This window comes from Cysteiniphilum sp. QT6929 (genome assembly GCF_030035755.1).
Lineage (GTDB): Bacteria > Pseudomonadota > Gammaproteobacteria > Francisellales > Francisellaceae > Caedibacter > Caedibacter litoralis.
In genome coordinates this window covers 1,746,474-1,772,763 of sequence record NZ_CP103983.1, presented here as the reverse complement: position 1 = coordinate 1,772,763, position 26,290 = coordinate 1,746,474, and the positions used below count along the sequence as shown (strand labels likewise).

General features: G+C 39.5%; 26 protein-coding genes. 16 read left to right on the top strand and 10 right to left on the bottom strand.

Going from position 1 to position 26,290, the window contains the following annotated elements:
• The first annotated feature begins 40 nt into the window (after positions 1 to 40).
• From ubiE to NYP54_RS07755, 4 genes are read left to right on the top strand one after another with little or no spacing between them, the layout of a single operon-like run.
• The gene (gene ubiE / locus NYP54_RS07770) at positions 41 to 799 is read left to right on the top strand and encodes a bifunctional demethylmenaquinone methyltransferase/2-methoxy-6-polyprenyl-1,4-benzoquinol methylase UbiE (protein ID WP_283156036.1); all 759 of its coding nucleotides are present in this window, start codon (positions 41 to 43) and stop codon (positions 797 to 799) included.
• Between the two features lie 9 nt (positions 800 to 808).
• The gene (locus tag NYP54_RS07765) at positions 809 to 1,429 is read left to right on the top strand and encodes an SCP2 sterol-binding domain-containing protein (RefSeq protein ID WP_283156035.1); all 621 of its coding nucleotides are present in this window, start codon (positions 809 to 811) and stop codon (positions 1,427 to 1,429) included.
• Positions 1,422 to 3,086, top strand: a complete 1,665-nt coding sequence (gene ubiB / locus NYP54_RS07760) for a ubiquinone biosynthesis regulatory protein kinase UbiB (protein ID WP_283156034.1) — start codon at positions 1,422 to 1,424, stop codon at positions 3,084 to 3,086. Before NYP54_RS07765 ends, ubiB begins: the two co-directional genes overlap by 8 nt.
• A gap of 4 nt (positions 3,087 to 3,090) precedes the next feature.
• Positions 3,091 to 3,441, top strand: a complete 351-nt coding sequence (locus NYP54_RS07755; RefSeq protein ID WP_117003059.1) for a histidine triad nucleotide-binding protein — start codon at positions 3,091 to 3,093, stop codon at positions 3,439 to 3,441.
• Here the strand turns inward: NYP54_RS07755 and NYP54_RS07750 are convergent.
• Positions 3,438 to 4,019, bottom strand: coding sequence for an isochorismatase family cysteine hydrolase (locus NYP54_RS07750; protein ID WP_283156033.1), 582 nt, complete (start codon positions 4,017 to 4,019; stop codon positions 3,438 to 3,440). The two genes, NYP54_RS07755 and NYP54_RS07750, sit on opposite strands and share 4 nt — an antisense overlap.
• A gap of 448 nt (positions 4,020 to 4,467) precedes the next feature.
• Positions 4,468 to 6,360 carry a molecular chaperone HtpG gene (gene htpG / locus NYP54_RS07745; RefSeq protein ID WP_283156032.1) on the bottom strand — a complete coding sequence of 631 codons (1,893 nt, stop codon included), beginning with the start codon at positions 6,358 to 6,360 and terminating at the stop codon, positions 4,468 to 4,470.
• Between the two features lie 160 nt (positions 6,361 to 6,520).
• Here htpG and NYP54_RS07740 point away from each other — a divergent pair, with 160 nt between their 5' ends.
• On the top strand, positions 6,521 to 6,940 hold the full coding sequence (locus tag NYP54_RS07740; RefSeq protein ID WP_283156031.1) for a GFA family protein: 420 nt from the start codon (positions 6,521 to 6,523) through the stop codon (positions 6,938 to 6,940).
• A 93-nt stretch (positions 6,941 to 7,033) separates the two neighbouring features.
• Here the strand turns inward: NYP54_RS07740 and ftsH are convergent, their stop codons facing one another.
• Both ftsH and NYP54_RS07730 read right to left on the bottom strand, forming a co-directional pair.
• The gene (ftsH, locus tag NYP54_RS07735) at positions 7,034 to 8,986 is read right to left on the bottom strand and encodes an ATP-dependent zinc metalloprotease FtsH (protein ID WP_283156030.1); all 1,953 of its coding nucleotides are present in this window, start codon (positions 8,984 to 8,986) and stop codon (positions 7,034 to 7,036) included.
• A 268-nt stretch (positions 8,987 to 9,254) separates the two neighbouring features.
• Positions 9,255 to 9,998, bottom strand: coding sequence for a transporter substrate-binding domain-containing protein (locus tag NYP54_RS07730; RefSeq protein WP_283156029.1), 744 nt, complete (start codon positions 9,996 to 9,998; stop codon positions 9,255 to 9,257).
• Between the two features lie 206 nt (positions 9,999 to 10,204).
• Between NYP54_RS07730 and NYP54_RS07725 the strand changes: the two genes are divergently transcribed.
• Both NYP54_RS07725 and NYP54_RS07720 read left to right on the top strand, forming a co-directional pair.
• Positions 10,205 to 11,083 carry an FKBP-type peptidyl-prolyl cis-trans isomerase gene (locus NYP54_RS07725; RefSeq protein WP_283156028.1) on the top strand — a complete coding sequence of 293 codons (879 nt, stop codon included), beginning with the start codon at positions 10,205 to 10,207 and terminating at the stop codon, positions 11,081 to 11,083.
• 84 nt (positions 11,084 to 11,167) lie between these two features.
• Complete coding sequence (locus NYP54_RS07720) at positions 11,168 to 11,938, top strand: exodeoxyribonuclease III (RefSeq protein WP_283156027.1); 771 nt, start codon at positions 11,168 to 11,170, stop codon at positions 11,936 to 11,938.
• On the opposite strand, the gene NYP54_RS07715 is transcribed toward NYP54_RS07720, so the two are convergent.
• Together NYP54_RS07715 and NYP54_RS07710 are read right to left on the bottom strand one after the other, a co-directional pair.
• Complete coding sequence (locus tag NYP54_RS07715) at positions 11,935 to 12,063, bottom strand: DUF29 family protein (protein ID WP_283156026.1); 129 nt, start codon at positions 12,061 to 12,063, stop codon at positions 11,935 to 11,937. The two genes, NYP54_RS07720 and NYP54_RS07715, sit on opposite strands and share 4 nt — an antisense overlap.
• A gap of 96 nt (positions 12,064 to 12,159) precedes the next feature.
• Complete coding sequence (locus NYP54_RS07710) at positions 12,160 to 13,584, bottom strand: LbtU family siderophore porin (RefSeq protein WP_283156025.1); 1,425 nt, start codon at positions 13,582 to 13,584, stop codon at positions 12,160 to 12,162.
• 193 nt (positions 13,585 to 13,777) lie between these two features.
• On the opposite strand from NYP54_RS07710, the gene NYP54_RS07705 reads away from it, so the two are divergent.
• Entirely contained in the window at positions 13,778 to 15,025 is a 1,248-nt protein-coding gene (locus NYP54_RS07705) for an NAD(P)/FAD-dependent oxidoreductase (protein WP_283156024.1), read from the top strand.
• On the opposite strand, the gene NYP54_RS07700 is transcribed toward NYP54_RS07705, so the two are convergent.
• Positions 15,019 to 15,663 carry a lysoplasmalogenase gene (locus NYP54_RS07700; RefSeq protein ID WP_283156023.1) on the bottom strand — a complete coding sequence of 215 codons (645 nt, stop codon included), beginning with the start codon at positions 15,661 to 15,663 and terminating at the stop codon, positions 15,019 to 15,021. The genes NYP54_RS07705 and NYP54_RS07700 overlap by 7 nt on opposite strands.
• A gap of 161 nt (positions 15,664 to 15,824) precedes the next feature.
• Here NYP54_RS07700 and NYP54_RS07695 point away from each other — a divergent pair, with 161 nt between their 5' ends.
• Positions 15,825 to 16,589 carry a glycosyltransferase family 2 protein gene (locus tag NYP54_RS07695; RefSeq protein WP_283156022.1) on the top strand — a complete coding sequence of 255 codons (765 nt, stop codon included), beginning with the start codon at positions 15,825 to 15,827 and terminating at the stop codon, positions 16,587 to 16,589.
• Complete coding sequence (locus NYP54_RS07690) at positions 16,579 to 17,397, top strand: glycosyltransferase family 2 protein (RefSeq protein ID WP_283156021.1); 819 nt, start codon at positions 16,579 to 16,581, stop codon at positions 17,395 to 17,397. The genes NYP54_RS07695 and NYP54_RS07690 overlap by 11 nt, the downstream gene beginning before the upstream one ends.
• Here NYP54_RS07690 and NYP54_RS07685 read toward each other — a convergent pair.
• Positions 17,392 to 18,480: a glycosyltransferase gene (locus NYP54_RS07685; protein WP_283156020.1), complete on the bottom strand. Its 1,089-nt coding sequence runs from the start codon at positions 18,478 to 18,480 to the stop codon at positions 17,392 to 17,394. The two genes, NYP54_RS07690 and NYP54_RS07685, sit on opposite strands and share 6 nt — an antisense overlap.
• Positions 18,481 to 18,668: 188 nt before the next feature.
• Here NYP54_RS07685 and NYP54_RS07680 point away from each other — a divergent pair, with 188 nt between their 5' ends.
• The 4 genes from NYP54_RS07680 to NYP54_RS07665 all read left to right on the top strand — a co-directional run bounded on the left by NYP54_RS07680 (position 18,669) and on the right by NYP54_RS07665 (position 22,759).
• Positions 18,669 to 19,841: an O-antigen ligase family protein gene (locus NYP54_RS07680; RefSeq protein WP_283156019.1), complete on the top strand. Its 1,173-nt coding sequence runs from the start codon at positions 18,669 to 18,671 to the stop codon at positions 19,839 to 19,841.
• Between the two features lie 85 nt (positions 19,842 to 19,926).
• On the top strand, positions 19,927 to 21,306 hold the full coding sequence (gene murC / locus NYP54_RS07675) for a UDP-N-acetylmuramate--L-alanine ligase (protein WP_283156018.1): 1,380 nt from the start codon (positions 19,927 to 19,929) through the stop codon (positions 21,304 to 21,306).
• Positions 21,303 to 22,190, top strand: a complete 888-nt coding sequence (gene rsmI / locus NYP54_RS07670; RefSeq protein WP_283156017.1) for a 16S rRNA (cytidine(1402)-2'-O)-methyltransferase — start codon at positions 21,303 to 21,305, stop codon at positions 22,188 to 22,190. Before murC ends, rsmI begins: the two co-directional genes overlap by 4 nt.
• Positions 22,191 to 22,195: 5 nt before the next feature.
• A complete protein-coding gene (locus NYP54_RS07665; RefSeq protein WP_283156016.1) occupies positions 22,196 to 22,759 on the top strand; it encodes an HAD family hydrolase in 564 nt (187 codons plus the stop codon).
• A gap of 142 nt (positions 22,760 to 22,901) precedes the next feature.
• Here the strand turns inward: NYP54_RS07665 and hemC are convergent, their stop codons facing one another.
• Positions 22,902 to 23,825, bottom strand: a complete 924-nt coding sequence (gene hemC / locus NYP54_RS07660; RefSeq protein WP_283156015.1) for a hydroxymethylbilane synthase — start codon at positions 23,823 to 23,825, stop codon at positions 22,902 to 22,904.
• Positions 23,809 to 24,501, bottom strand: coding sequence for a dienelactone hydrolase family protein (locus tag NYP54_RS07655; protein ID WP_283156014.1), 693 nt, complete (start codon positions 24,499 to 24,501; stop codon positions 23,809 to 23,811). Before NYP54_RS07655 ends, hemC begins: the two co-directional genes overlap by 17 nt.
• 137 nt (positions 24,502 to 24,638) lie before the next feature.
• Between NYP54_RS07655 and NYP54_RS07650 the strand changes: the two genes are divergently transcribed.
• Positions 24,639 to 25,217, top strand: a complete 579-nt coding sequence (locus NYP54_RS07650) for a LemA family protein (RefSeq protein WP_283156013.1) — start codon at positions 24,639 to 24,641, stop codon at positions 25,215 to 25,217.
• Between the two features lie 3 nt (positions 25,218 to 25,220).
• Positions 25,221 to 26,279 carry a zinc metalloprotease HtpX gene (gene htpX / locus NYP54_RS07645; protein WP_283156012.1) on the top strand — a complete coding sequence of 353 codons (1,059 nt, stop codon included), beginning with the start codon at positions 25,221 to 25,223 and terminating at the stop codon, positions 26,277 to 26,279.
• Positions 26,280 to 26,290 lie beyond the last annotated feature (11 nt).

The following is a 26,290-nucleotide window of genomic DNA, read 5'->3' as shown; positions in this document are numbered from 1 at the left end:
ATATACTGCCTAGCAATAATAAGCTTCGCTCATTTATCTTATGCATAAAAAACCACACGATCAAACCACGCACTTTGGCTTTGAAGAAGTCAACTGGGAAGACAAACAGCAAAAAGTCGCCGATGTCTTTCATTCGGTGGCAGCAAAATACGACATTATGAATGACGTGATGTCATTTGGCGTACACCGTTTATGGAAGAAAATCGCCATTCAGAAAGCCTCAGTCAAATCAGATCAAAAGATTCTTGATCTAGCAGGTGGTACGGGTGATTTGGCTTATCAATTTACCCAAAAAGTTGGTGATCATGGCAAAGTGATATTAAGTGACATCAATGCATCAATGCTGAATGTTGGGCGTGAGAAACTCACCAATCGTGGTTGTGTTGGTAATATCGAATACGTTCAAGCCAACGCTGAGTGTTTACCCTTTGCCGATAATACCTTTGATTGCATTACGATTTCATTTGGTCTTAGAAATGTGACCGATAAAGATGCGGCATTAGCCTCAATGCAACGCGTATTAAAACCAGGTGGCCGTTTGTTGGTACTTGAGTTTTCAAAGCCGATACTACCATTATTAAGCGCGATTTATGATCAATACTCTTTTAAGATTTTACCTTTTATGGGACAACTTATTGCCCAAGATGCCGATAGTTATCGTTACCTTGCAGAGTCGATTCGCAAACATCCAGATCAAGACACACTAAAAGAGATGATGCTAAATGCGGGCTTTGATAAGGTGGACTATCAGAACATGACTGGCGGCGTTGTCGCCTTACATATGGGCATTAAATACTAAGGTGATCAAATGAATGAACAAATGATCATTAAATCTATCAATCTCATACTCAATAAAGTACTTAGCTTAGATCCACAGAAAACCTATTTGCTCCAGCAGCTGAACAGTCAGCCTCTTTATATTGCTATTAATGATCTTGGTCTATGTTTTTGTTTTGAGCCAAGTGAAGATAAGCTTATATTTGCATTAGCTGAAAGCACTCATTCATCCAATCTACTGACAGCAACATCAGGCACTTTAATCGCAATGGCATTAAGTCAACATCCACAAAGCTATATTCAACAAGGTGAAGCTAAGTTCATTGGTGATATGCATGTACTTGAGCGTTATCGCGACTTCGTCAAAGCGATTCGCCCTGATCTGATCTTCACACTAACTTTAGGTCAAACGACTTCACTAAATTCTTTTTTAGCCAAACCGCTTGATGTTATTAAAACATGGTGGATGACAAGTAAAGAGCGCCTGCCGCACGAGTTCAGAGAATATATTCAATATGAAAAAGAGCTTTTCCCATGTAAAGAAGAAGTCGAGGATTTCTTCAGTGACATTCAGCTGTTAAAACAGGATCTAGAGCGCGTCACTACCAAGATAACTCGCCACATTAATGCCAACGGTGATCAGCATGACTAAACTTAAAAAATGGCAACGCCTGATCTATATTGGTTACGTGTTAAATAAATATAACGTCACCACAATGATGGCTGATTTACCATTATTGCGCGTACTTAAAATCACGCTTATCTTTAACCCTTATTATTGGTTTGCACGCAATAAGCTTGATCGCGGTACTCGCTTACGTTTAGCACTGGAGACTTTAGGTCCTATCTTTATCAAGTTTGGGCAAGCATTGTCAACACGTCGCGATTTATTACCGCATGATCTTGCAAATGAACTTGCCAAGCTACAAGACAAAGTCCCGCCTTTTTCTGGAGAATATGCACGTAAAGTGATTGAAAAGGCATTGCAGCAACCGATTAATGACGCTTTTACACAGTTTGACATCACCCCTTTGGCATCAGCATCGATTGCTCAGGTGCATAGTGCCATGCTTACCACTGGTCAAGAAGTTGTGGTCAAAGTCTTGCGTCCAAATATCGAAAAAGTATTAGTACAAGATACAGAGCTATTAAAGACCCTTGCACATATGCTTGAGCGTTATGTGCCGGCAACGCGGCGTTTACGTCCCGTTGAGGTCGTGGCTGAGATTAGTCGTAATCTTCTTGATGAGCTTGATTTACAGCGCGAGGCTGCCAATGCCTCACAACTAAAACGCAACTTCAAAGACAGTCATATTCATTACGTGCCTGAAGTGTATTGGCAATATTGCCGCAGTAATCTATTAACCATTGAGAAAATAAAGGGCATCCCTGTCTCTGATATTGACACATTAAAGTCACTCAACACCGATCTTAAACTCTTAGCTGAGCGTGGCGTTGAGATATTCTACACTCAGGTTTTCCGTGATTGTTTTTTTCATGCCGACATGCATCCAGGCAACATTTTTATCGATGCAACCAACCCACAAGATCCTAAATATATATCTATTGATTTTGGTATTGTTGGCACGCTTACCCGTGAGGATCAGCATTATCTTGCTGGTAATTTTCTAGCCTTCTTTAATCGTGATTATAAAAAAGTAGCAGAACTGCACATCGAATCCGGTTGGGTTCCGTATAACACCCGTGTCGATGAGTTAGAATCGGCGATCCGTACAGTATGCGAGCCTATTTTTGAGAAGCCATTGGCTGATATTTCATTTGGCTATACTTTAATGCGCTTATTCCAAGTAGCAAGACGCTTTAATATGTCCGTACAACCGCAATTAGTACTATTACAAAAGACTTTATTAAATATCGAAGGCTTAGGACGAGATCTGTATCCTGAGCTTAACCTATGGGCAACTGCCAAGCCATTTTTAGAGCAGTGGATGAAGACGCGTGTCGGCTGGCAAGGCTTTGTTAAGCGTTCAATGGCAAGCATTCCTGATTTGAGTGAACGTTTGCCTGATGTGCCTGAGCTGTTATTTGATTTATTAAACGCCCAAGTTAATCAGGCTAAGCGTGATAGCTTACCATCACCAGATCAAAGCAAACAGGTCAAATACTCTAAACGCCACGGTGTTATGATTGGCTTTGGTATTTCACTCACCGCACTTGGTATTATCTCTGGGTTTCAGGGTGAGCTATTAAACACATTACATCAATTTATTGACCAACATTATGCGGTTGTTGGCGGAATTGGTGTGGCACTATTACTATACACTTTTTTCTCAAAACAAAAGGACTAGATCGATGAGTGATTGTATTTTTTGCAAAATTATTAATGGTGAAATCAAATCAAATAAAGTCTATGAGGATGCTGATATTTTAGCGTTTCATGATGCTTTTCCGGTGGCTGAAGCTCATGTGCTTGTTGTCCCTAAAAAGCATATCGATAGCTTAAATCATCTTGAAGATGAAGATATTCCTCTTGTTGGAAAAATTAATCTAGCGATCCCTAAGATTGCACAAACCTTAGGGCTTAAAGCAGGTTTTAAGACCTTGGTGAATACCGGTAAAGCAGGTGGACAAACTGTTTATCATCTGCATTATCATATATTAGGTGGGCGCTTTACCAAAAAGGATGCACTGCTACACACTTAATTTTCTTTGGTAAACTCAGCTGTTGTAGTGATTTGTGCCAAACGCGATAAAGCACTTAAACTTGCCTCATGTGACTCTTTAGTTGCTGCATTACAGGCATCAGCAACAATAACCACTTGATAATCACGATCATGCAACTCGCGTGCTGTCGCTTCAACCACATAAGTCGTTGATACGCCACAAATGATTACGCGTTCAATTTCATTTGCCCTTAATACAGGTTCCAAATTCGTGCCATATAATGCACTCACGCGGCGCTTAGTAACAATGACATCTTGAGGCTCTACATCCATTTTTTCGTGAAACTCAGTTCCCCATGTCCCCAGTTTTAATACACCGTATTCTGGCGCCTTACCGAACATCGGCGAATGCTTAGGGCACTCTTGATAATGTGCTTCAAAACCTACTTTAACATGCGCAATCAGCACCTTATGTTTTCTTGCCCAAGCAATCACTTCATTTGCCTTTTCCATTGTTTTATCTTCGATAATACGTGCCGCATTATGCGCACCAAAAGCACCCTTTGGATCTACGATTTCGTTAATAAAGTCTGCAACTAAGACTAATGTGTTTTGCATGATAAATTCCTTAAGTTATATGATATTTCATTTAGCTCCAGTCAGTGATATGTAGCTAAACAATCGTTTGTTGGTAATCATAGATATTAAGATCGAGCCTGAATATGACGGTTTACTGTCACTCTCAGACTTGACCCGAAAATCCAAATGAGGTGATTTAAACGCCACTTAGTTTAATCCAAAATAATACTAAATTGCTAATGGTAAAAACTAAATAGCTATATAGAAACTTTAAAGATTACATCCATCCAAGGCACAAAATTCCTTATCAAAAGCATACCCATCATAAATCTTTTTGCGGTGTTTGGTTGTAAAATAGTTTGTGAAGATTTTGGCAAGTTGGATTGCAGGTAATAGCTAGGACTATTATCAAAATTCAACTTGCTAAAAACACGCAAAATATAAAGCAAAAAAATTCTGTAAAATGGTTTGTGATGGGTATATACGATTACACCGCTAAATATTTATTAACCAAACCGACAAAGTTTGCGGGATCTTCAAGTTGAGCACCTTCAACCAACAAGGCTTGTTGATATAAAAGATCTGTCCAATCAGCAAATTGCGCATCGTCTTGCTCTTGCTGCAAGTGCTTCACTAATTTATGATCAGCATTGATCTCAAGAATTGGTTTGCCCCCCATGCCTGGCATCATCATTTGTCCTGCATCTGCCATCATTTTTTGCAAATGCATGCTCATGCCATAATCATTAACAACAATACAGCTTGGTGAATTAGTCAAACGCTTAGAAAGACGTACATCTTCGACTTTATCTTTTAGCACTTCTTTCATTTGCTTAATAATGCTTTCAAACTCTTTCTGTGTTTCTTCTTGCTGCTTTTTATCTTCTTCAGAATCCAAGTCACCAAGGTCTAAATCACCTTTAGCCACTGATTTTAAGGTCTTGCCATCAAATTCAGATAAGTGCGATGTCATCCACTCATCAACGCGATCGCTTAACAATAACACCTCAATGCCTTTCTTACGGAATACTTCCAACTGTGGGTTATTCTTCGCTGCATTAAAGCTCTCAGCAGTCACATAGTAGATAAACTTCTGATCTTCCTTCATACGTGACACATAATCAGCTAATGACACATCTTGCTCGGCAGTATCTTTGTGCGTTGAAGCAAAGCGCAATAACTTAGCAATCTTATCTTTGTTTTCATGATCTTCAGCAGGCGCCTCTTTTAATACTTGTCCAAACGCCTTCCAGAATTTCGCATATTGCTCTTTATCATCTTTAGCCATTTTATCGAGCATATCTAAGACTTTCTTAGCTGTAGCTTTTTTGATCTTATCGATCACTTTATTATGCTGCAAAATCTCACGTGAGATATTCAATGGCAAATCATTTGAATCAATCACCCCTTTAACAAAACGCAAGTATGACGGCAACAAATGCTCGTTTTCCATGATAAATACGCGTTGTACATAAAGCTGTAAACCAGATTTACGCTCGCGATCCCATAGATCAAATGGCGCGCGCTCTGGTAGATACAAGAGGCTTGTATATTCAAGATTACCCTCAACCTTATTGTGCGACCAAGTTAATGGATCAGTAAAATCATGTGAAATATGCTTATAAAACTCTTTGTACTCTTCATCGGTAATTTCAGACTTAGAACGTGTCCATAACGCTTTAGCTTTATTAATCGTTTCCCATTCTTTCGTTTCTTTTTCTTTACCTTCTTCATCATATTCTGTTTTTAACATTTGAATAGGTAAGGAGATATGATCAGAATATTTTTTAACGATTTGACGCAATTTCCAATCATCTAACAAATCATGCTCTTCATCTTTAAGATGCAAAATAATCTCCGTACCACGTGCTTCTTTAGTGATATCTTCAACGCTAAATGAACCATCCGCTTTGGACTCCCAACGCACGCCTTGTGAAGCTTCAACACCAGCTTTACGTGTATTTACCGTCACTTTATCAGCAATGATATACGCAGAATAGAAACCAACACCAAATTGACCAATCAATTGCGAATCTTTACTCTGATCACCACTTAATGCTTCTAAGAATTTCTTAGTGCCTGATTTTGCAATTGTACCCAAATGCTCAATAGCCTCATCACGCGTCATGCCAATACCATTATCGGCAATCGTAATCGTTTTACTCTCTTTATCAAAAGAAATGCGTACTTTTAAATCGGCATCATTTTCAAAAATATCGGCATTACTTAATGCTTCAAAACGCAGCTTTTCTGCAGCATCTGATGCGTTAGAAATAAGCTCTCTTAAGAAAATTTCACGGTTTGAATAGAGTGAATGAATCACCAAATGTAATAATTGTTTTACTTCCGTTTGAAAGTCAAAAACTTGCTTTTCAGACATGGTCGCTCCTATTTTGGTTTGCTTTATTTAAAACTCGACCGCAAACAAATGGGCGTTAAAAAAGATATTTCAAGGCGAAATTTATAAAATGTTGCTGTTGACAGATTGAGTCCGCAAATAGTACTGTCTATCCACACCAAACTTTTGGATATAACAGACAATGAACAACACCATCTACACTGCTAGTTGCCTTTGCGGAGATATCAAAATAAATATTACTGCTGAACCAGTAGCAATGCTTAATTGCCACTGTAAAGATTGCCAAAAATGGACAGGCTGCGCTTATGAGCCAGCCGTTGCTTTTAACAAAAGTGACATTCAACTTCAAGGTCAAGTCAATTTTTTTGACAAAACGTCTGATAGCGGAAGCGTTGTCTCACGTGGTTCATGCGCCAACTGCTGTGGCTCAATTATCAATAAGTGCACCGCCTTTGATCACTTGTATATTCTATATGCCGGTACTATTGATAGTGAAAATTTCAAACATACGCCACTTGCTGAGATCTATACCCGCAGCAGAATGAATGATCATTGTGAATTAGAGAATACACCTCAATATCAAGGCGCATTACAGAGATAACTATTGGACTTCACTTTTTCCCTGAGCGTAGTCAAGGGTACGAGTAACAATGGCTTCGACTGACGCTCAGTCAACGTTGATGCTAAGCTAATATTATTTTTCAGATTGATCATCCGCTTGTTGCGGCTTAGTCACTTCAGAAGGTATCACAGTTAACGCTTCTTTAGCTACTTGTGGAGCCAATTTTTCTTTCTCATCTTTCGGGATATAGCTATCACCCCAATCACCTGGCTCTCTGACCTCGCGACGCGCCATTAAGTCATCCACTTGCATTGAATCAATGGTTTCATATTTCATCAACGCATCCGCCATAGCGTGCAAGATATCGGTATTTTCCTTAAGAATAGTCTCCGCTCTTGAGTAATTTTCATCAATCAAGCGACGTACTTCACCATCGATATCAACGGCTGTTTTATCTGAGAAATGTTTTGGATTTTTACCCATGCTTTGCCCTAAAAACGGCTGCTGGTCATCTTCATCAAACAAAATTGGTCCCATTTTGTCAGACAAGCCCCACTTGGTGACCATGCTGCGAGCGATATTGGTTGCTACTTGAATATCATTAGAAGCACCAGTAGTTACCTTGTCATAACCAAAAATGAGCTCTTCAGCAATACGCCCACCAAAGATACTTGATAAACGGCTTAATAACTGTTCACGAGATTGACTGACTTGATCACCATCTGGCAAATACATTGTCACACCTAATGCACGTCCTCGAGGAATAATACTAACCTTATACACGGGATCGTGATCAGGTACCAAACGCCCAACAATCGCGTGTCCGGCTTCATGGTATGCTGTTAAGCGTTTCTGCTCGTCACTCATTGCCATCGAACGACGTTCAGTTCCCATAAGAATCTTATCTTTAGCTTTTTCAAACTCTTCCATGCCAACGATTTCTTTGTTAACACGCGCAGCAAATAACGCTGCTTCATTCACTAAGTTAGCAAGCTCAGCACCTGAGAAGCCCGGTGTACCACGCGCAATCCAATCAACGCGCACCTCATCAGCTACCGCAATCTTACGCATATGAACTTTAAGGATTTGCTCACGGCCTTTAACACTTGGCAAACCAACTGTTACCTGTCTGTCAAAACGACCAGGACGCAACAATGCAGGATCCAATACATCCGGTCGGTTAGTCGCAGCAATGACGATAACACCTTCATTATCAGCAAATCCATCCATCTCAACCAACATCTGATTTAATGTCTGCTCACGCTCATCATGTCCGCCACCTAGACCAGCTCCACGATGGCGACCCACGGCATCAATCTCATCAATAAAGATAATACAAGGCGCTCGACGCTTGGCTTGCTCAAACATATCACGCACACGTGACGCACCAACACCAACAAACATTTCAACGAAATCCGAACCTGAGATTGAAAAGAAAGGCACCTTTGCTTCACCGGCAATTGCACGTGCTAATAATGTTTTACCTGTTCCAGGTGGTCCTACCATCAACACACCTTTAGGGATCTTGCCGCCAATCTTCTCGTATTTGGCAGGGTTCTTTAAGAAATCAACGATTTCAGCCACTTCTTCTTTAGCCTCATCGACACCTGCGACATCTGCTAATGTGACTTTGATCTGATCTTCACCTAAAAGCTTTGCCTTACTTTTACCAAATGAAAAAGCACCACTTTTGCCACCTCCGGCACGCATCATTAGGAAAATAAAAAAGCCCGCAATTAACAACAATGGCAACCAATTAAACAAAAATGCCAATAGCAAACTTGGCTTTTCTGGTGCTTTCGCAGAAACTTCAGCATTTTTACTGAGCATCTGATCAACAATACTTTGATCCAAGAGTGGTGCATAGGTAGTAAACTTCTCATCAGAATCCGTTGTCCCTGTGAACGTCCGTCCATCAACGTTAACTGATTTGATGCTGCCGCTATTTAATTGTTGCACAAAACTTGAGTACTTCATCGTTGTTGATGGGTCGGTCTTTGTACTCATGTTGCTAAAAATAAACACTAAGCCTACGGCAATCAAGCCCCAGAATAGTGCATTTCGCAAGAACTCATTTTTCTTCATGCAAGTGTAATCCTATTGATTTTGCTTAATTATTCAACTTCCAAGCTCAAACCTAAAAGCCAATTTATTGGTTGGACATTATAGTATATCGCTGCCCTTGTCGCGATGGCTTCACAACAAAATTTTGCAAACACTTATTAGGCTCAACCTTAGCACAAAAAAATATCGCTTCACAATTGTAATTCAGCAGATATTTAGCGAATGCGCTAACTCAGCATAATGCATGCTCAACAAGAAATTAAATATATTATCAAAATAAAATTAATAATTATTGTTTATCAAAGTTGCAATATAGATCTGGATTAAACTTCATGGTTTTTAGCCCGTTATTAAATAAGCTAATCAGCTTAGCTGAACCGGTTTGATCTTTTGCAGCAATTAGATAATGTGTCTGCTGATCAGCAATAAATGCCTTAGTGAAAAGATTTACCCCGTCTTTGATATGCGCAATATTTTCAAGCGCATCGTCACCTGCGTAGACAGCAGTCACACGCTTTGCTTTCAATTGACTAAAACAATCTTGCATTGTTAATACAGTAATACGCGTCGCTGTCTTTTGCGTAAACATGTCTGCCAACTTGCCATAGGCACCATAGCCTTGGGGCACGCAGACTTTCGCCCCTTGTAAGGACTTGAAATCAATATAGCTTTGCTTATCATCATTCAATACCCAAATGTAAGCCGATTTAGTGTAAAGCGCGTCACTATAAAGATACTTTTGTGCACGTTCTTTGGTGTAGCTCCATGGAAATGACACACTAGGTGAAGCGCCATAGGCTAAGCTTTTCATTGCCACACTCCATGGCAGCCATTTAATCTCGCCAAGATTCACACCCTGACTTTTAAAAACTTTTGTCACAAATTCAGTCAAGCAACCTTTGTTGTTTTCATGCTGATTAACATATGGGTAATAATAATCACCCAAAGCATAATCCACTGTATATTGAGTTTGCGCACTAGCATAGACCATGCCCATGCTCAGTAAAATAACACTAAACTTTAATCCCCTCACATCGCACTCCTCTTTCGCATTATTTATCCTTAACACCGATGCTCTTAGCATAAACGTAATTAATCCAAAATGCATTAACCATAATGTCAATCCACGGAATATAGCATTTTTTTGCCGCATACACATATTGACTTATGCCAAATCAATTTCTACGATGTGGTGCGTATTTGAACTTTTAACAAATAATCTCAATCTAAGGAGAACACATGAAAAAGATTATTGCACTAACCACTGCCATACTACTTGCTGGCTCAATCACAGCTTATGCCGCTGATGCGCAAACAACCGCAACTGCAGTTGATGCCAAGCCTGCTGCGGCTAAAACTGACGCGGCAACACCTGCTAAAGTTGATATGAAAGAAGTAAGCTACATCATCGGTCAAGAGATGGGTAAAGGCTTCAAATCACAAGATATCAAGCTTGATGTCAAGCAATTAAATGCCGGTCTAGAAGCTGGGCTTTCTGGCAAAGAATCTAAGATTTCTGAAGCTAAAAGCAAAGAGATCATGCAAGCTTTCCAAATGGAAATGATCCAAAAAGCGCAAACCAAAATGAAAGCAGAAGGTGAAGCAAATCAAAAGGCAGCCGATGCATTTATGGCTGACGTTGCTAAAATGCCTAATGTTAAAAAAGCAGCTGATGGCATCTACTACCAAGTAATCACTGAAGGCAAAGGTGACGTCCCTGCTAAAACTGATACTGTAACTGTCAACTACACAGGCACAACACCTGCTGCTGATTTCAACAAAGACGCTAAAGCAGGTGCAGCACAACTAGCCAAGGGCGAGCTTCTTGGAAAAGTATTTGATAGCTCTGAAAAAACTGGCAAACCAGCAACTTTCCCATTAAATCAAGTGATCCCTTGCTGGACTGATGCTTTAAGTCAAATCCCAGTAGGTTCAACAGTTATTCTTTACTGTGCACCTAAGCAAGCATATGGCGAGATGGCTCCACCACAAATCGGACCTAATCAAGTATTAAGCTTCAAAGTAGAATTAATCAAAGCAGAAAAAGCGGAAAAACCTGCAGCTAATGACGCTGCTGCAACTGATACTCAAGCAGACGCAACAACAGCTGCTGAATAATATACTCTGACATTTTAATCTTAAGCCCGCTGTTGCGGGCTTTTTTATTTATTTTTATTGCAGAAAGACAAGAGGGATGATTATATGAAGGTTATTTCATTTAATGCAAACGGCATTCGCGCTGCCACGCACAAAGGCTTTTTTGACTGGTTTATGCAGCAAGATGCTGATTTTTTATGTATTCAAGAAACGAAAGCACAGTTTGATCAACTCAAAGACGATGGCATTTATTTCCCTGAAGGCTATCACTACGCCTATACTGATGCCCAGAAAAAAGGCTATAGTGGTGTTGCAATCTATGCTAAGCGCGAGCCTAAGCGCATTATCCATACCCTAGGCATAGACTGGGCAGATGATGAAGGTCGCTATATTCAATTTGATTATGATGATTTAAGTATCGCCTCTATCTATATTCCCTCAGGCTCAAGCGGTGACGAACGTCAGGCATATAAAATGGATTTCTTAGGTAAGTATAAAGATATACTCAAAGATCAAATTAATCATAACAAACGTTTTATCGTCTGCGGTGATGTTAACATCGTGCACAAAGAAATCGATATTAAAAATTGGAAACAAAACCAGAAAACATCTGGCGTTTTACCCGAAGAGCGTGCTTGGCTTGATCACATCTTTGATGATATTGGTTGGGTTGATGCGTTTCGCGTGATTAACCAAAAATCTGAGCAATATACTTGGTGGTCGAATCGCGGTCAGGCACGCGCTAAAAATGTCGGTTGGCGGATTGATTATCAGTGGATTACACCTGAATTAAAAGACAAAGTCATTGCAGATAGCATCTACACTGATTCATGGTTTTCAGATCATGCACCTTTATCAATCACCTATAAAGCTTAAGGATAAAACTCATCATCTAATAATTGCGCTAACGTGTAAGGCAAGCATGCTGGGAATTCACTTTCGGCCAGTCCCGTTTCTTTTTGCGCTGCCAAAATCGCATCACCATAAACATCATCAAGCATTTCAGCAAGATCAAACAAAAAAGCCTGCGATTGCAGGCTTAAAATAGTAAAAACAAAAGGTTGAGGAGCTCCTCCTATTTTTATGTTTTTTATTTTTTAGAAGTATACCGATAAGTCTAAAGTATAGGCATTGGTATGCTGATTGTTGTACATATGCATATAAGCATATTCCAGACCGATCAAGACATTCTCAGTGAAGAATGGACGTTGCGCTGAGGCTACAACCATTTTATCAACACCAGAGCCTGGATACATGACTGAACTTGCATTACCAGCAGTTGCGCCTGAAGTTGTCGCATAGCCTTTATCTGCATTACCACTTAAGGTAATCGGTAAATTATTAGTGTTATAAGCACCGTTATAGGCGATATTGAAGTTGGTTGAACGACCATAAATCTCTGGTGAGAAGCCAGCTTGAACATACCAAGCACCAGCATAGCCATTATTTGTCATATCTGATTTATTTGTCGTTTGCGCCCAACCAGCACCAACACCATAGATATCATAAGCCAAGCTTGTATCGAAGTTTACTGCACCAATACGCGTCTTACTTGGTCCTGGGTTTGTTGCCAAATTAAATGAGCTATTACCTGTACCATTAACATTGTAGACGTAACCACCATTAATACCGTATGCCAACTTACCAATCTCGTTACCATAAAATGCAGCATAAACAAAGTCACTGGTGTGATCATCGGTTTGGAAAAGTGTCAAATTACTGCTTAGACCATCTTTATAATAAGCAAGAGAGACGTTATTAACACGACCTGGTCTAAATAACATCTGCGTTAATGACCCAGTCCATGGACCACCACCTGAGAATGAGCCGAATGCTAAGCGGTTTTTACCAACCGTTGCATACAGTGGGAAATCATCCAGATTACCAAACATCACAAAGGCATCTTGTGCATTGATTTTATAACTATCCGCTGAATCTGCTGCTAAGGTTGTTTCAGCAGTCACATAACGCCCTAAGTTAGCGGCAACATATAAATTAGCGGTAGTAATTGGTAAGCCTTTACCGGATTGATAATTGCTATATACAGTATTGCCATTTGCATCTTTTGTTCCCGTATCATAGGTTATTGGGCTACCATGCCAAACCTGTGGATCTGCTTCCAAATAACCACCAAACACTAACGCGCGATCGCTATACATATTACGCTGCTTTAGTAATCCCAAAGCAAACTGCGATGAACTCAGCATTCCCATTGGGATGACACCATCATGCACATCTGAGAATAAGAAGTTCTGAATTTGTCCCATATTGGTTGGTACCGTAACGTGATCAGAGCTATCAGTGCCCGTACCAACACTTTCAACACTACCATGTTGCGTTTGCGTAGGTGCTGATTTTGCCATCGCCTCTTGGCTTGCTTGCAATGCGGCAATCTCTTTTTTCAGCTCAGCAATCTGTGCTTGTACCGATTGATTATCTGCACTGCCAGTGTTAGCATCTTGCGCATAAACTGCCGTGGCAGCAGATGCGGCAAGCATTGCCAATGTGATTTTTTTTAACATTTTGTCTTCCCCTTCCTGTTTTCTTTACGGGTAATTTTACCTACGAGCAAAAAATGCTCGATAACAAGATAACTGATGACAAAAAAAAAGAAAAGTACAAAAACCTGCTTTTTATGAAATTATTATAGAGTAACGCTTGATTTTTGATTACAGTGAGCGCACCAACTTAAATATTATCACTCCATAACTTCCAATGAATACTAAATCTAACGATTTTAATGCTGATGTTTTAATCATTGGCGCAGGTCCATCAGGCACTGTTGCCGCGTCAATCCTTGCACAAAAAGGCTATCAGGTAATAATTATTGAATCCTCCAAATTCCCGCGTTTTTCTATTGGCGAAAGCCTGCTGCCACAAGCGATGGAATTTCTAGAACACGCTGATTTACTGCCCTGCATCAAAGACGCACATTTTCAATTTAAAAATGGTGCCGCTTTTTTCTGCCAAGATCACTATACTGAGTTTGATTTTAGTCAAAAGTTTAACGCTGGATTTGATAGTACATTCCAAGTCGAGCGCAGTGTTTTTGATAAGCTGTTAGCTGATCAAGCTACACAATTTGGTACGACAATCATCTATGAGCAACAAGTCATTGATATTCAACTAAGTGACAGTAGTCAGATGATCACCACATTGGATAAGAGTGACAAAACATATCAATATCACGCACGCTTTGTGCTTGATGCTAGTGGTTTTTCGCGCGTACTGCCTAATTTACTAAAACTTAATCTACCAAGTGAATTTCCGCCGCGCATGTCTGTCTTTACCCATATCAATAGCGCACTTGATCAAAAATTATTTGACCAAAATAAAATCTTGATCACTGTACACCCAATACATAGCGATATTTGGTTTTGGTTGATTCCCTTAAGCCCGACTAAATACTCACTTGGTGTTGTTGGCGAGCCTCATTTGTTACAACAAAGTGAGGATGAGCCCGAAAAAATATTAATGCGACTTATTAATGAAACGCCTAATCTATCTAATATTTTAAAAGAAGTTAGCTTTGATATGCCAGTGCGCAAGATTGTCGGATATGCCCAAGATGTGAGCACACTGCATGGCACAGGCTATGCACTTCTTGGCAATGCTGGCGAGTTTTTAGATCCCATATTCTCATCAGGAGTCACGATTGCTTTAAAATCAGCCGTCCTTGCCGCTGAAACATTAGATAAGTTGCTAAAAGGCAAGCGCGTTAACTGGCAACAAGACTTTGCTATTCCGTTACAAAAAGGCGTTAACACTTTTAAATCTTATGTCCGCGCTTGGTATACCGGTGAATTACAACAAATTATTTTCAGCCATACTCAACCACCTGAAATCAAAGCCAAGATCTGCTCAATTCTCGCAGGTTACGCCTGGGATGAAACAAACGACTATGCCACGGACGCTAAACGCAAACTAAGTGTGCTTGCTAAGGTGTGTAGTCACCTTCAATAAAAGGCTATCGCCGCGCTTGCGATTAAATATTGCGCCAAATAATAACTGATCATCACAAGACTTGGTTCGTGCTTTAACCTGCATTTAAACTTATCCCATGCCAGCACGGAATCTGAGAACATAAAGCACAATGCACCCAACATCATACACAAGCTTGGCAACGACATATTGACAATATAGACATTAACAGCCACAGCACCCATTACCACAATAATTACAATATAAACAGCAACAGCAATGCGATCTGAGCCCAGTTTTGGGTGTAACTTAAGATAAAACACTACTGCATATAGCAACATCGCAACAACAACCCACCAATGAAATAATGTAAGCTTCAATGAGAAAGCCACAATATAAGCAATATGCGCCAACAAGAAACTCGCAAGCCCACCAGTGAAGCATTTCTCCTTTGTCGATAGCAAAAAAACATCACCTATTAATGACAGCATTAATCCCAATAAAATCAACACCACAAACATGTTAATCTCCGCGCTAAAGCAAAATGCATATAGCAAAATCAACAAGGTTGTTAATGGCTTAAACACATAACTTAAAACACTCATCGTACGATATTTATCGATAATATGTATGCTCGCGCATAATGCAATTAATAACGTTAATCCAATTATTCCTAACATAACTTATTTATCCAACATCCAACATCCAACATCCAACATCCAACATCCAACATCCAACATCCAACAAAAACATTCTAACAAATTATTATCACAACGCATTCTTGTCATTGCTTAACTTATGTTATGATACGCAGCAATCAAATCCGGTCAACCTTGCACTTATGACTGAAAAGAAAAACACGCTTGGCGTAGTAATTATTACTAAAAACGAAGAAAAGAATATCGCGCGCTGCTTAGAATCCGTCAAATGGACAGATGAAACTATTGTCGTTGACTCGGGCAGCACCGATAAGACACTTGAAATTGCTAAATCTTATGGTGCCAAGACGATTGAACGTCATTGGCCTGGTGATGGTCCACAAAAGCATTTTGGCATTTCGCAACTAACCACTGACTGGGGGCTGATATTAGATGCTGATGAAGAGGTAACACCTGATCTTGAACACTCGATTAAAGCAACGTTGAAAAACCCACAGTACAGCTTTTATAAAATGCATCGTCGATCATTTTTCTTGGGAAAAATCATTCACCATGGCGACTGGGGTAAAGACTGGATTGTGCGTTTATTTGATTGCAAAAAACATCAATGGACACAAGATATAGTTCATGCCAAACTTGATGTTTCAAAAAAGCAAGCTGGTATATTACAAGGCAAACTTATTCATCACTCTCAGGACAGTGTCACCAGCTCATTAAAGAAAATGAACGATTATAGCGATGGCACCTCAGCGATTCTGTGGCAAAAAGGCAAAAGAACTTCCTTGCTAAAGGCAAGTTTTCATAAACATTGGACTTTCTTACGTGGCTTTATTATGCGCTTAGGATTTCTAGATGGTAAACGTGGCTATTTAATTGCTAAACTCTCGGCCTATGGCTCATATTTTAAATATGTTAAATTATGGGAGAAACAGCAAAATGAGCAATAACACCTACCAAGGGTTGATCTCAGTTATTGTTTCCACCTATAACTGGCCTCACGCACTTAAGCTTGTTTTAACGGCGTTAAACAACCAAACCGATAGTAATTTTGAGGTTATTATTGTTGATGATGGCTCGACTTCTGCAACCAAAGAGATGATTGAGCAATTTAAAACAATGGCTCGCTTTCCTTTAAAACATTTATGGCAGGAGGATAAAGGGTTTCGTGCTGCAAGAGCACGTAACCTTGGCATTAAAAATGCCTCTGGAGATTACATTATCTTTCTTGATGGCGATTGTGTGCCAAACATACATTTTGCTGAAAACCACCGCAAAATAGCTGAGACAAATTATTTTGTCGTTGGTCACCGTATTATTTTATCCGAAAGCTATACACAAAAAGTTTTACAGCACCAACTACCACTATGGAAGAAAAATGGCTTTGAGTGGATGATTAATGCCTTGTGCAAAAATTCAAATAAACTCTTGCCAAAACTTTATGTTCCTTTTTTAAATCGTTATAAAAAACCAAATAAATGGCAAGGCGCTAAAACTTGTAATCTCGCCTTTTGGAAAAATGATTTACTTGCCGTAAGAGGCTTTGACGAAAGTTTTGAAGGCTGGGGGTTTGAAGACTCAGACTTAGTTATTCGCATACTTAATTATGGAAAAAGACGTAAATCTGGCAAGTTTGCCACTGAGGTTTTCCATTTATGGCACAAAGAAGCAGATAGAGCAAATGAGGGTAAAAACTTTGATTACCTACAACAACTATTGCAAACAAAACGTATTCACCCTGCAAACTCTGAACTATAACAAATCCTTCTGATATATCTTATTGATCGTGTTAAATGCACTCTCAAAGCTAAACTTTTCTAACTGCTGCTGTGTTGCAATAACAGGGAAAGCCAAAGCCTCCTCCATACTTTTAGCTAGCGCCAACGGATCATTACAAGGTACTAAGTATTTAGCCATATTTTCAACTAATATTTCTTTTGGTCCCGACCTACAATCCGTACTCACCACAGGTGTTCCACAGATCATCGCCTCAACAATCACATTACCAAATGCTTCATAATCAGAACACAACACGACAACTTGCGCATTTTTCATATATGGAAATGGATTGCTCATGAAATTCATGACTTTAATTTGGCTTTGCTTTTTAGCATTTCCCACCTGCTTTTCCAATGCCAAAACATTGTCTGTGATAAAAATCAAATTCACATACGCTGTAACCTGTTCAAATGCTGCCAATAACAGATCCTGACGCTTACTATCTAAGCTATACCTGCCAACATGTAAAATATAAGGCTTTTCATCAATCTGGAACGCCTGTGCTTTGCTACGGATCAGATCAAAATCAAAAAAGTTATATAACACATGAATAGATTTTGGTTTAACTTCAAACCTATTAAGAAGGGTCTCTTTCACACCATGCGATACACATATAATTCGCCTTTTATTAAAATGCCTAAATTCTTTTTTGCGCATTTTTTGATAGGATTTTTCACTTTCCTTCAATTTTCTATCTAACACAAAACTTGAACAAAAATGTCGATAATAAAATGTTTTATTCTCAACAGAAGCTTTTAGCCATTTTCTTGAAGTCGTTTTATTCGAGAAAATCATTTTAAAATCATGGAGCTTATCTAGCTTGGTAATTAATCTAGACACCAAAATTTCTTGCAAGACTTTAATGCCACGAGCGTTTCTTGCCGCCTCTGCAAATAAAATAATTCGTTCATCAATATCAATATCAACCTTACCAAAGACAATCAAATAAACTTGCAGTCCTTGCTCTAACAAAAGTCGCGCAAGATTAAGAAGTACAACATCAGCACCACCACGTTTTAACTCTTGAGAAATTAGTAAAACTTTGTCATTAGCCTTTAGCATATTAAGACCAGATTCAATACATTACGATAAAATTGATTCTACTTGAGTTGATGTGAAATGCTAAGGACTTTATACTAGCAAAAATCTTATTTGAGGTAATCTAACTTAACATGCAAACCCCGCCACATCAGAACTACGACTTTTTGAATAAAGCTTATCTTTTTTTCGCTTTTGGACTAGGGCTCGTCATGACAGTCTCTACAGCACTCACCAGCATATTTGCCATATGTTTACTATTATTATTTATCATCAGTGGTGACTATCACGCTAAATTCTCCTTAATCAAACGCTTCTATATTTGGCCTGCCATCGCATTAATTATTTTGGCTTTAATTAGTTGCCTGTATTCAACGCTGCCATTTAATGAATCCATTGCTTGGGTTGGTAAATTTTACAAACTCTTAATTGTTTGGGTTATCGCCTATGTATGCTATAAAAACCCTGAGATTATTAATAAGCTCTTATTAGCATTTTTTATTGGCGTGATACTCAATGTCATTGCTATTTTCGTGAATTATTATTTCTTAAGTCCTGAAAATGCCATTGTTTTTAGCGGCCCGACTTTTCCAGCGGCACAGTCACACTTTGTGACGGGCTTCATCTTTGCCATTTCTGCATTTATGCTCTTTTCAATGGCGTTAACAACCCACAGCAAAAAGCAGCGAATTCTTTTTCTGATTCTCGGCATTATCATTATTTGTGCTGAGCTTGGCTTAAACACGAGTCGTACCGGTTATTTGATCGAGTTTTCTGTGTTGGCAGTTGGCTTTTTTATGAAATTCCGCTGGAAGGGTTTAATTGCTGCTATTGTCATTGTCCCGAGTGTTTTTGCCGCATTTTATCATTTCTCGCCAAACTTCAAGATGCGTGTTGATGAAGCTCATAATAGCACCATTAGCTATTACAATGGCACAAACACTGATACCTCCGCGGGTATTCGTTTGGGCTTCTATCACACTGCTCTGGGCATTTTTGAACATAAGCCACAGCGCATTCTCTATGGCTGCGGTACCGGCGCGCAAACACAATGCAGCACGCATTTTATTAATAGCGAGATACCATCACATGACAAAAAATATTATCGCGTGATTAATAACCCGCATAATCAATATATCTATTTTGCAATGCAATCAGGCGTTTTCGCTTTACTTGCTTTTCTGTTCTTATTGGTCACGACTTTTTATTACGCCAAAGACATGCCAATGATGATGCGCAATAACACACGTATTCTTATCATTGCCTTTGCCATTGGCTGCTTGGTAAATTCATGGATACTGGATATTGGTCCTGGGTTTATCTTCTGCTTTTTGTTACCCGTCGTGCTAGCTCAACGCTACATCAAAAACCCAGATGCACAATAAAACCAAATTCCCCAATATTTTTATCTCTAGTTATATTAAACTACTTAGCAGTATTGATTTGCCATAACAAATAATCATCGTGACAATGACACAAAAAACACCACATTATCATTTTATCGGCATTGGCGGCATGGGTATGTCAGCGCTTGCGATATTTTGCCTACAAAAAGGCTATCGTGTATCTGGTTCTGATTTGCAATCATCAGAGCTCACATCAAAGCTTACTACAATGGGTGCACATATCACATTGGGGCATGATGCTAAGAACTTAACCGATGTTGATGCCGTTATTTATACCTCCGCCATGCGCAAAGATAATCCTGAATATCAAAAAGCATTAAGCCAAAACATAAAAATTCATCATCGCGCGGAGTTCTTAGCCTTTTTAAGTAAAGACTATGCTGAGCTTATTGCCATTACTGGCACTCACGGCAAAACAACGATCACTAGCCTTTTGGCACATATCATGCATGAAGCAGAACTTGATCCAAGCTTTATTAATGGTGGACTTGCTAATAACTTCACACATCACGCACATGCTGGTAATTCACCTTATATGATTATTGAGGCCGATGAAAGTGATGCCTCTTTTCTTAAGATACACCCTAAACATATTATTATCAGTAACGTTGACCTTGATCATATGCAAACCTATCAACATGAGATTAAAGCGCTTATTCAAAGCTTTGCTGATTTCGCTTTAGCCGCTGATGCATGTGGTGAGATTCTCGTTGGCAGTGATAGTGACAGTGCTTATCAACTCATAGAAAAGATCAAAACACAGAAGTCACGCACCCAGCACTATGGCTTAAAAAGTGATATGGATATTCAAATCGCTCATTTCGAGCAAACAAAGCAACACGCTAAGTTTGATATCACTACCACAGATAAGAGCTATAAAGACTTTATAAGCACACTGCCAGGTAAGCATAATGCTGAAAATGCGCTTGCAGCAATTGCACTTTGTCTTAAATTTGGCATTGCAGAGAATACGATTAAACAGGCGTTATTAAGCTTTAAAGGTATTTATCGTCGTTTTAATCATTACCAAACCACAATAAATAATCACACGGTTGAGCTTATTGACGATTATGGTCACCATCCGGTTGAGATTCAAAGCACATTGGATGCTGTTTCACAACAATTTCCGCATCAGCGTCTTATACACATCTATCAGCCGCACCGCTATACACGGACACGCGATCTATTTCATGAGTTTATCGGTTGTTTAAACAGTGCGGATATTGTGATTCTAATGCGCAGTTATGCCGCCAGTGAAGACCCAATTGAGGGAGCAAATGCATTGGATTTATTTAATGCATTAACAAGTAAACACCCGCAATGCTTTTATGTCGATAATAATAGAGAAGCAAAAACCCTTATCGATAAACTTGCCACAGCGCATGATGTGGTACTCGTACAAGGCGCTGGCGATATTGCCCATTTAGTGAGTATGTTGCGATGAAAAATCAAATTGAGCGCGGTGTGTTATATGTTGTCGCGACACCAATCGGCAATTTACAGGATATTACGTTGCGTGCTTTAGATGCTTTAAAACAAGCTGAAGTTATCTTTGCTGAAGATACGCGTGTCACACGCAAATTGTTAGAGCAATATGCGATTAAGCCACCAGTAATTATCTCCTGTCATGAGCATAACGAGCAGGCACGTGTTGATTTATTAATCGAACATTTAAATAATCAAAAAATAGTGACTTTAGTTAGTGACGCCGGCACACCATTGATTAGTGACCCTGGTTTTTACGTGGTAAAAACGCTGCGTGAGAAAGGCTATGCCGTAGTGCCATTACCTGGCGCTAGTGCTCTAATTACCGCCTTATCCGCAGCTGGTATTGCAACCGATGGCTTTCAATTTAAAGGTTTCTTACCTGCTAAGTCAGGAGCTCGCAAAAAGATTTTACAAGGTATTGAAAAATCAACGATCACAACAGCCTTTTATGAGTCAACGCATCGAATTATTGCCACACTCACAGATATTGAAGATACTTTGCCAAATCACACATTGGTTGTTGCCAAAGAATTGACCAAACAATTTGAGCGTTTCTTTAATGGGACTGCTAATGATATTTTGTCTGACTTTGCAAAAGATTCTTCATTAACCAAGGGAGAATTTGTTATCCTCATTGAAGGTATTAAGGCAGATGAAAAAGACGATACTCTTGTTGATGAACATAAACTGCTTAGCCTATTGCTTGAGGAACTGCCAATTAAAAAAGCCGTCAGCATCGCAGTAGAGCTTACCCAAGGCAAAAAAAATGCCCTATATAAGCAAGCGCTTGCAATACAAGAAGATAAACAAAACAATACCAATAACACATCAGGAATGTAGATTTAATGGGACGATTTAGTTTTACGATTAAAATGAGCTGGTATCAACGTAAAAAAATAAAAGCAATTGCCCAGCGCAAACATCAAGTGGAAAATGTCACACAGTTAAATCCTGAAAAACTTAAAAAATCAGGTATTCGTTATATTGCACTTGATTTTGATGGTGTACTCGCGCCTCATGGTCAACCCTTACCGGATGAAAAAATTCTCAATTGGCTTAAGTCGCTAACCGACAAATATAGTGAGCATAATATTTTTATTCTTTCAAATATGCCGACCGCAGAGCGCGCCCAGTATTTTGCTACACACTTCCCTAATATCCGCTTTATTGATGGCGTTGCTAAAAAGCCTTATCCCGATGGCTTATTAAAAATTCAAGAACTCGCACCATGCAACGCACACGAGCTTGCCCTTGTTGATGATCGACTACTTACCGGATGTCTTGCCTGCATTTTGGCTGGTAGTTTCCCTATTCTAGTTATGAGTCCCTATAGCAACTATAAAAGACGACCTTTTCAAGAGAGCTTTTTTGGATTATTACGTTTTATTGAGAAGTCAATTTTTCTTTAAATTGCTATACCATTATATAAGCGTTAGCTGAGCATTAGTCGAAGCCATATGTTATCTCTACATCGTCCTTCGGCTTCATTCAGAGCATGAAGGATTGCTCGGAAAATATTGAAGCTTAATCCATTAAGTAAACAACAACACTCTATTGTTGCAATATGGCCTTCGCACCCTTTCCAATCATCTTTTGCGCTAATGCCTTACCAAGATCAACTGCATCATCGCCATCTAAAGTCTCGCGCATTAGCTGTTTACCGTCGCTACTGCCGACCATTGCCGTTAATTGCAAACCCGCTAAATCTTTTTCACAAAATGCTGCAATTGGCACATGACAGCCGCCCTGTAATGCCTCATTAAAACTGCGCTCTGCCAAGGCGCATACTCTAGCATCTTCGTTATCAATAGCATTGAGTAATGCTTTTATCTTGGTGTTTTGTGCTAAATACTCAACAACAACAATGCCTTGCCCAACAGCTGGCAAGGAAATATTAACATCAATCAAGCTTTTGATGCGTGCAGTTAGCTCTAAGCGAATCAATCCAGCTGCTGCCAAAATAATCGCATCATATTGCCCATCATCGAGTTTTTTGAGTCGTGTTTGCACATTGCCACGCAAATCACGGATATCTAAATCTGATCTATAAGCTAACAGTTGTGCTTTACGTCTTAAGCTTGATGTGCCAACAATCGCGCCTTGCGGCAAATCATCAATACTAGCAAAAACATTCGACACAAAAGCATCTTGTGGATTCTCACGTTGACAAAAAGCACCCAATGCAAAGCCTTCAGGCAACTCATACGGAACATCTTTCAGTGAATGAACAGCGATATCAGCACGCCCCTTCGTCATTGCTACTTCAAGCTCTTTCATGAAAAGTGCTTTACCACCGATTTGATTCAATGGGCGATCAAGAATCTTATCGCCTTGTGTTTTCATTGTGATAATCTCACAAATCAATCCAGGATGTGTTTGCTCTAACAATTCCTTGACGTAACGGCTCTGCCATAATGCTAGCTGGCTATCACGCGAAGCAATAATCAATTTATCTAATTTATCTGGCTGTGTCATTGATCAGCCCATAGCATGATTGAATAAAATGACTAATATCCTGAATCTCTGGCATACACACGCTATGCTCCATTGGGTAGTCATGAAATTTGTGTTTTACACCTAACTCCTCAAGCTTAGCTTTAAGCATTTGACCAGCAGCAAATGGTACCACTGGGTCATGACTGCCATGCCCTATAAAAAACGGTGTTTGCTGATTAGCATTATTAAGCTTTGTTTTAAAATAATCCCAATCTGGCAAATAAGTTGATAACAGCACAATGCCGGCAAATGAATAAGGCATCGTAAGTCCTGCTAAGGCAGCAATCGCTCCACCTTGAGAAAAGCCTGCGATAATCATATTCTCAGTAGCAATACCATCATTAAGCTGTGATTTAATGATTTCATCTAGCGCACTTAATGAATCTTCAATTCCTTTACAGTCCACGTCACGTTTTATATCATCGATGCGTTTTATGTCATACCAAGCACGCATTTCCATGCCCATGTTAATCGTCACCGGCTGCACAGGCGCATGCGGGAAAATAAAACGCACATTTGCATCAACTGGCAAATTCAACTCTGGCACAATCGCCTCAAAATCATGTCCATCGGCACCCAAACCATGCAACCATATCACCGCATGCGTTGCTTTTTTTGCTTTTTGTTTTGGTTCAACAACTACTAAATCAAGCATTTTTCCCAATCCATATTACACTTAAGCTTAAAAATGCTGTCATTATGAAACACAATACGCTTGAATGCCAGCAACATACGTGGCAAATTAACACTGTTTGATAATTTAGTAATCAATAAAATTTAGGAGCTAAAACCATGGTTGCCCTCATTATTATCGTTGTTATTCTCGCTTTGATTTTTGGCTATGTCTTGATGACTTACAATAGCCTTATCGCTGAAATTGAAGCCGTTAAGAACTCTGAACGCCAAATTGACGTCCAATTGGATCGTCGCGCTAAAGTCTTTGATTCACTCATTAGTGTCGTCAAAAAGTATATGGATTATGAGCAAACGACATTAAAAGACGTCACCGCTTTAAGAAATCAGGCAATACATGCCAAAGAGAAAGGTGACTCTGAAACGCGTATGGCGGCTGAGAATGAAATCTCAAAAATCGCTGGCGGTTTGAATGTCCAGTTTGAAAATTATCCTGATTTAAAAGCCAATCAAAATGTTATGCAATTGCAAGAAGAAATCACCTCCACCGAAAATAAACTGGCTTTTTCAAAGCAATCTTTTAACGATAGCATTGAAAAATACAATGCTCATAAGAAATCAATGATCGCGGGCATTGTGGTTAATATGTTTAAAAGCAAGCTTGATGAGGACTTCATCTACTGGCAAGTCAGTGATGAGAAACGTCAAGCGCTTGAAGATAGTCGCGTTGAGTTATAAACCATGGCTGCAATTGATATCAACGGTGTTGATTGGCGTGAAGTCGTTAAGAAGAATACGCGCAAGTCATATATCGTTATCGCTTTATTTTTAATTATCTTTTTCGCGCTTGGTTTTTTAATCGATCTTGTCTGGCGCTATGGGCAATACGGCGGCATGATGACTTACGCAGGATATCGCCTAAGTTTTGGTGATATTGCTTATCTTGTGGCAACCTTGAAACTCACACCATGGGCAACGATCATATCCACTATAATTGCATTTATTTGGCTGTTGGTAACCTTTAGCTATTATGACAAAATCATGCTTGCAGGAACTCAGTATCGCGAGATTAGCGCAAATGACCCTGATCCACTTTGTCAGCGCATTTATAACGTCACTGAAGAGATGAAGATTGCAGCTAACATGCCCTATATGCCCAAGGTCTATTTGATTGAAGCGGATTATATGAATGCCTTTGCTTCAGGTTTCTCTGAAAAATCCTCTATGGTTGCGGTCACACGTGCACTTGCTAATCGTTTAAATCGCGATGAGTTGCAAGCAGTTATGGCGCACGAGTTAACCCATATTCGCAATCAAGACATTAAGCTTAATCTATTTACCGTCGTGCTATCGAATATGCTGATGTTTATGATTGAGTTTTTATTTTACTCGACACTTTTTGGTGGCAATCGCAATCGTCGCGATAACAATAATGGTGGCAATGCGATGGCGATCATCTTTATGGTGATTATGCTGCTGCGTTTCATACTACCCATTATTACCAGTATGATGGTACTGTTCTTAAGTCGTACACGCGAGTATATGGCGGATGCTGGTGCCGTTGAGCTGATGCGTGATAACAAGCCGATGGCGAATGCACTGATTAAAATCAGTCAAAATCATAACGAGCCGCAAACTGCGCAAAGCTATGCGCACAATAGCAATGAACGTATGCGTCGCGCCTCTTATCTTTATGATCCAGCTAGTAGTAAGTTTGCCGCAGGCGGTATGGATGATATGTTTTCCACCCACCCAAGTTTAAAAAAACGTTTAGCCTCTATTGGTGCCAATCTGCGCTAGCTTTGATTGGC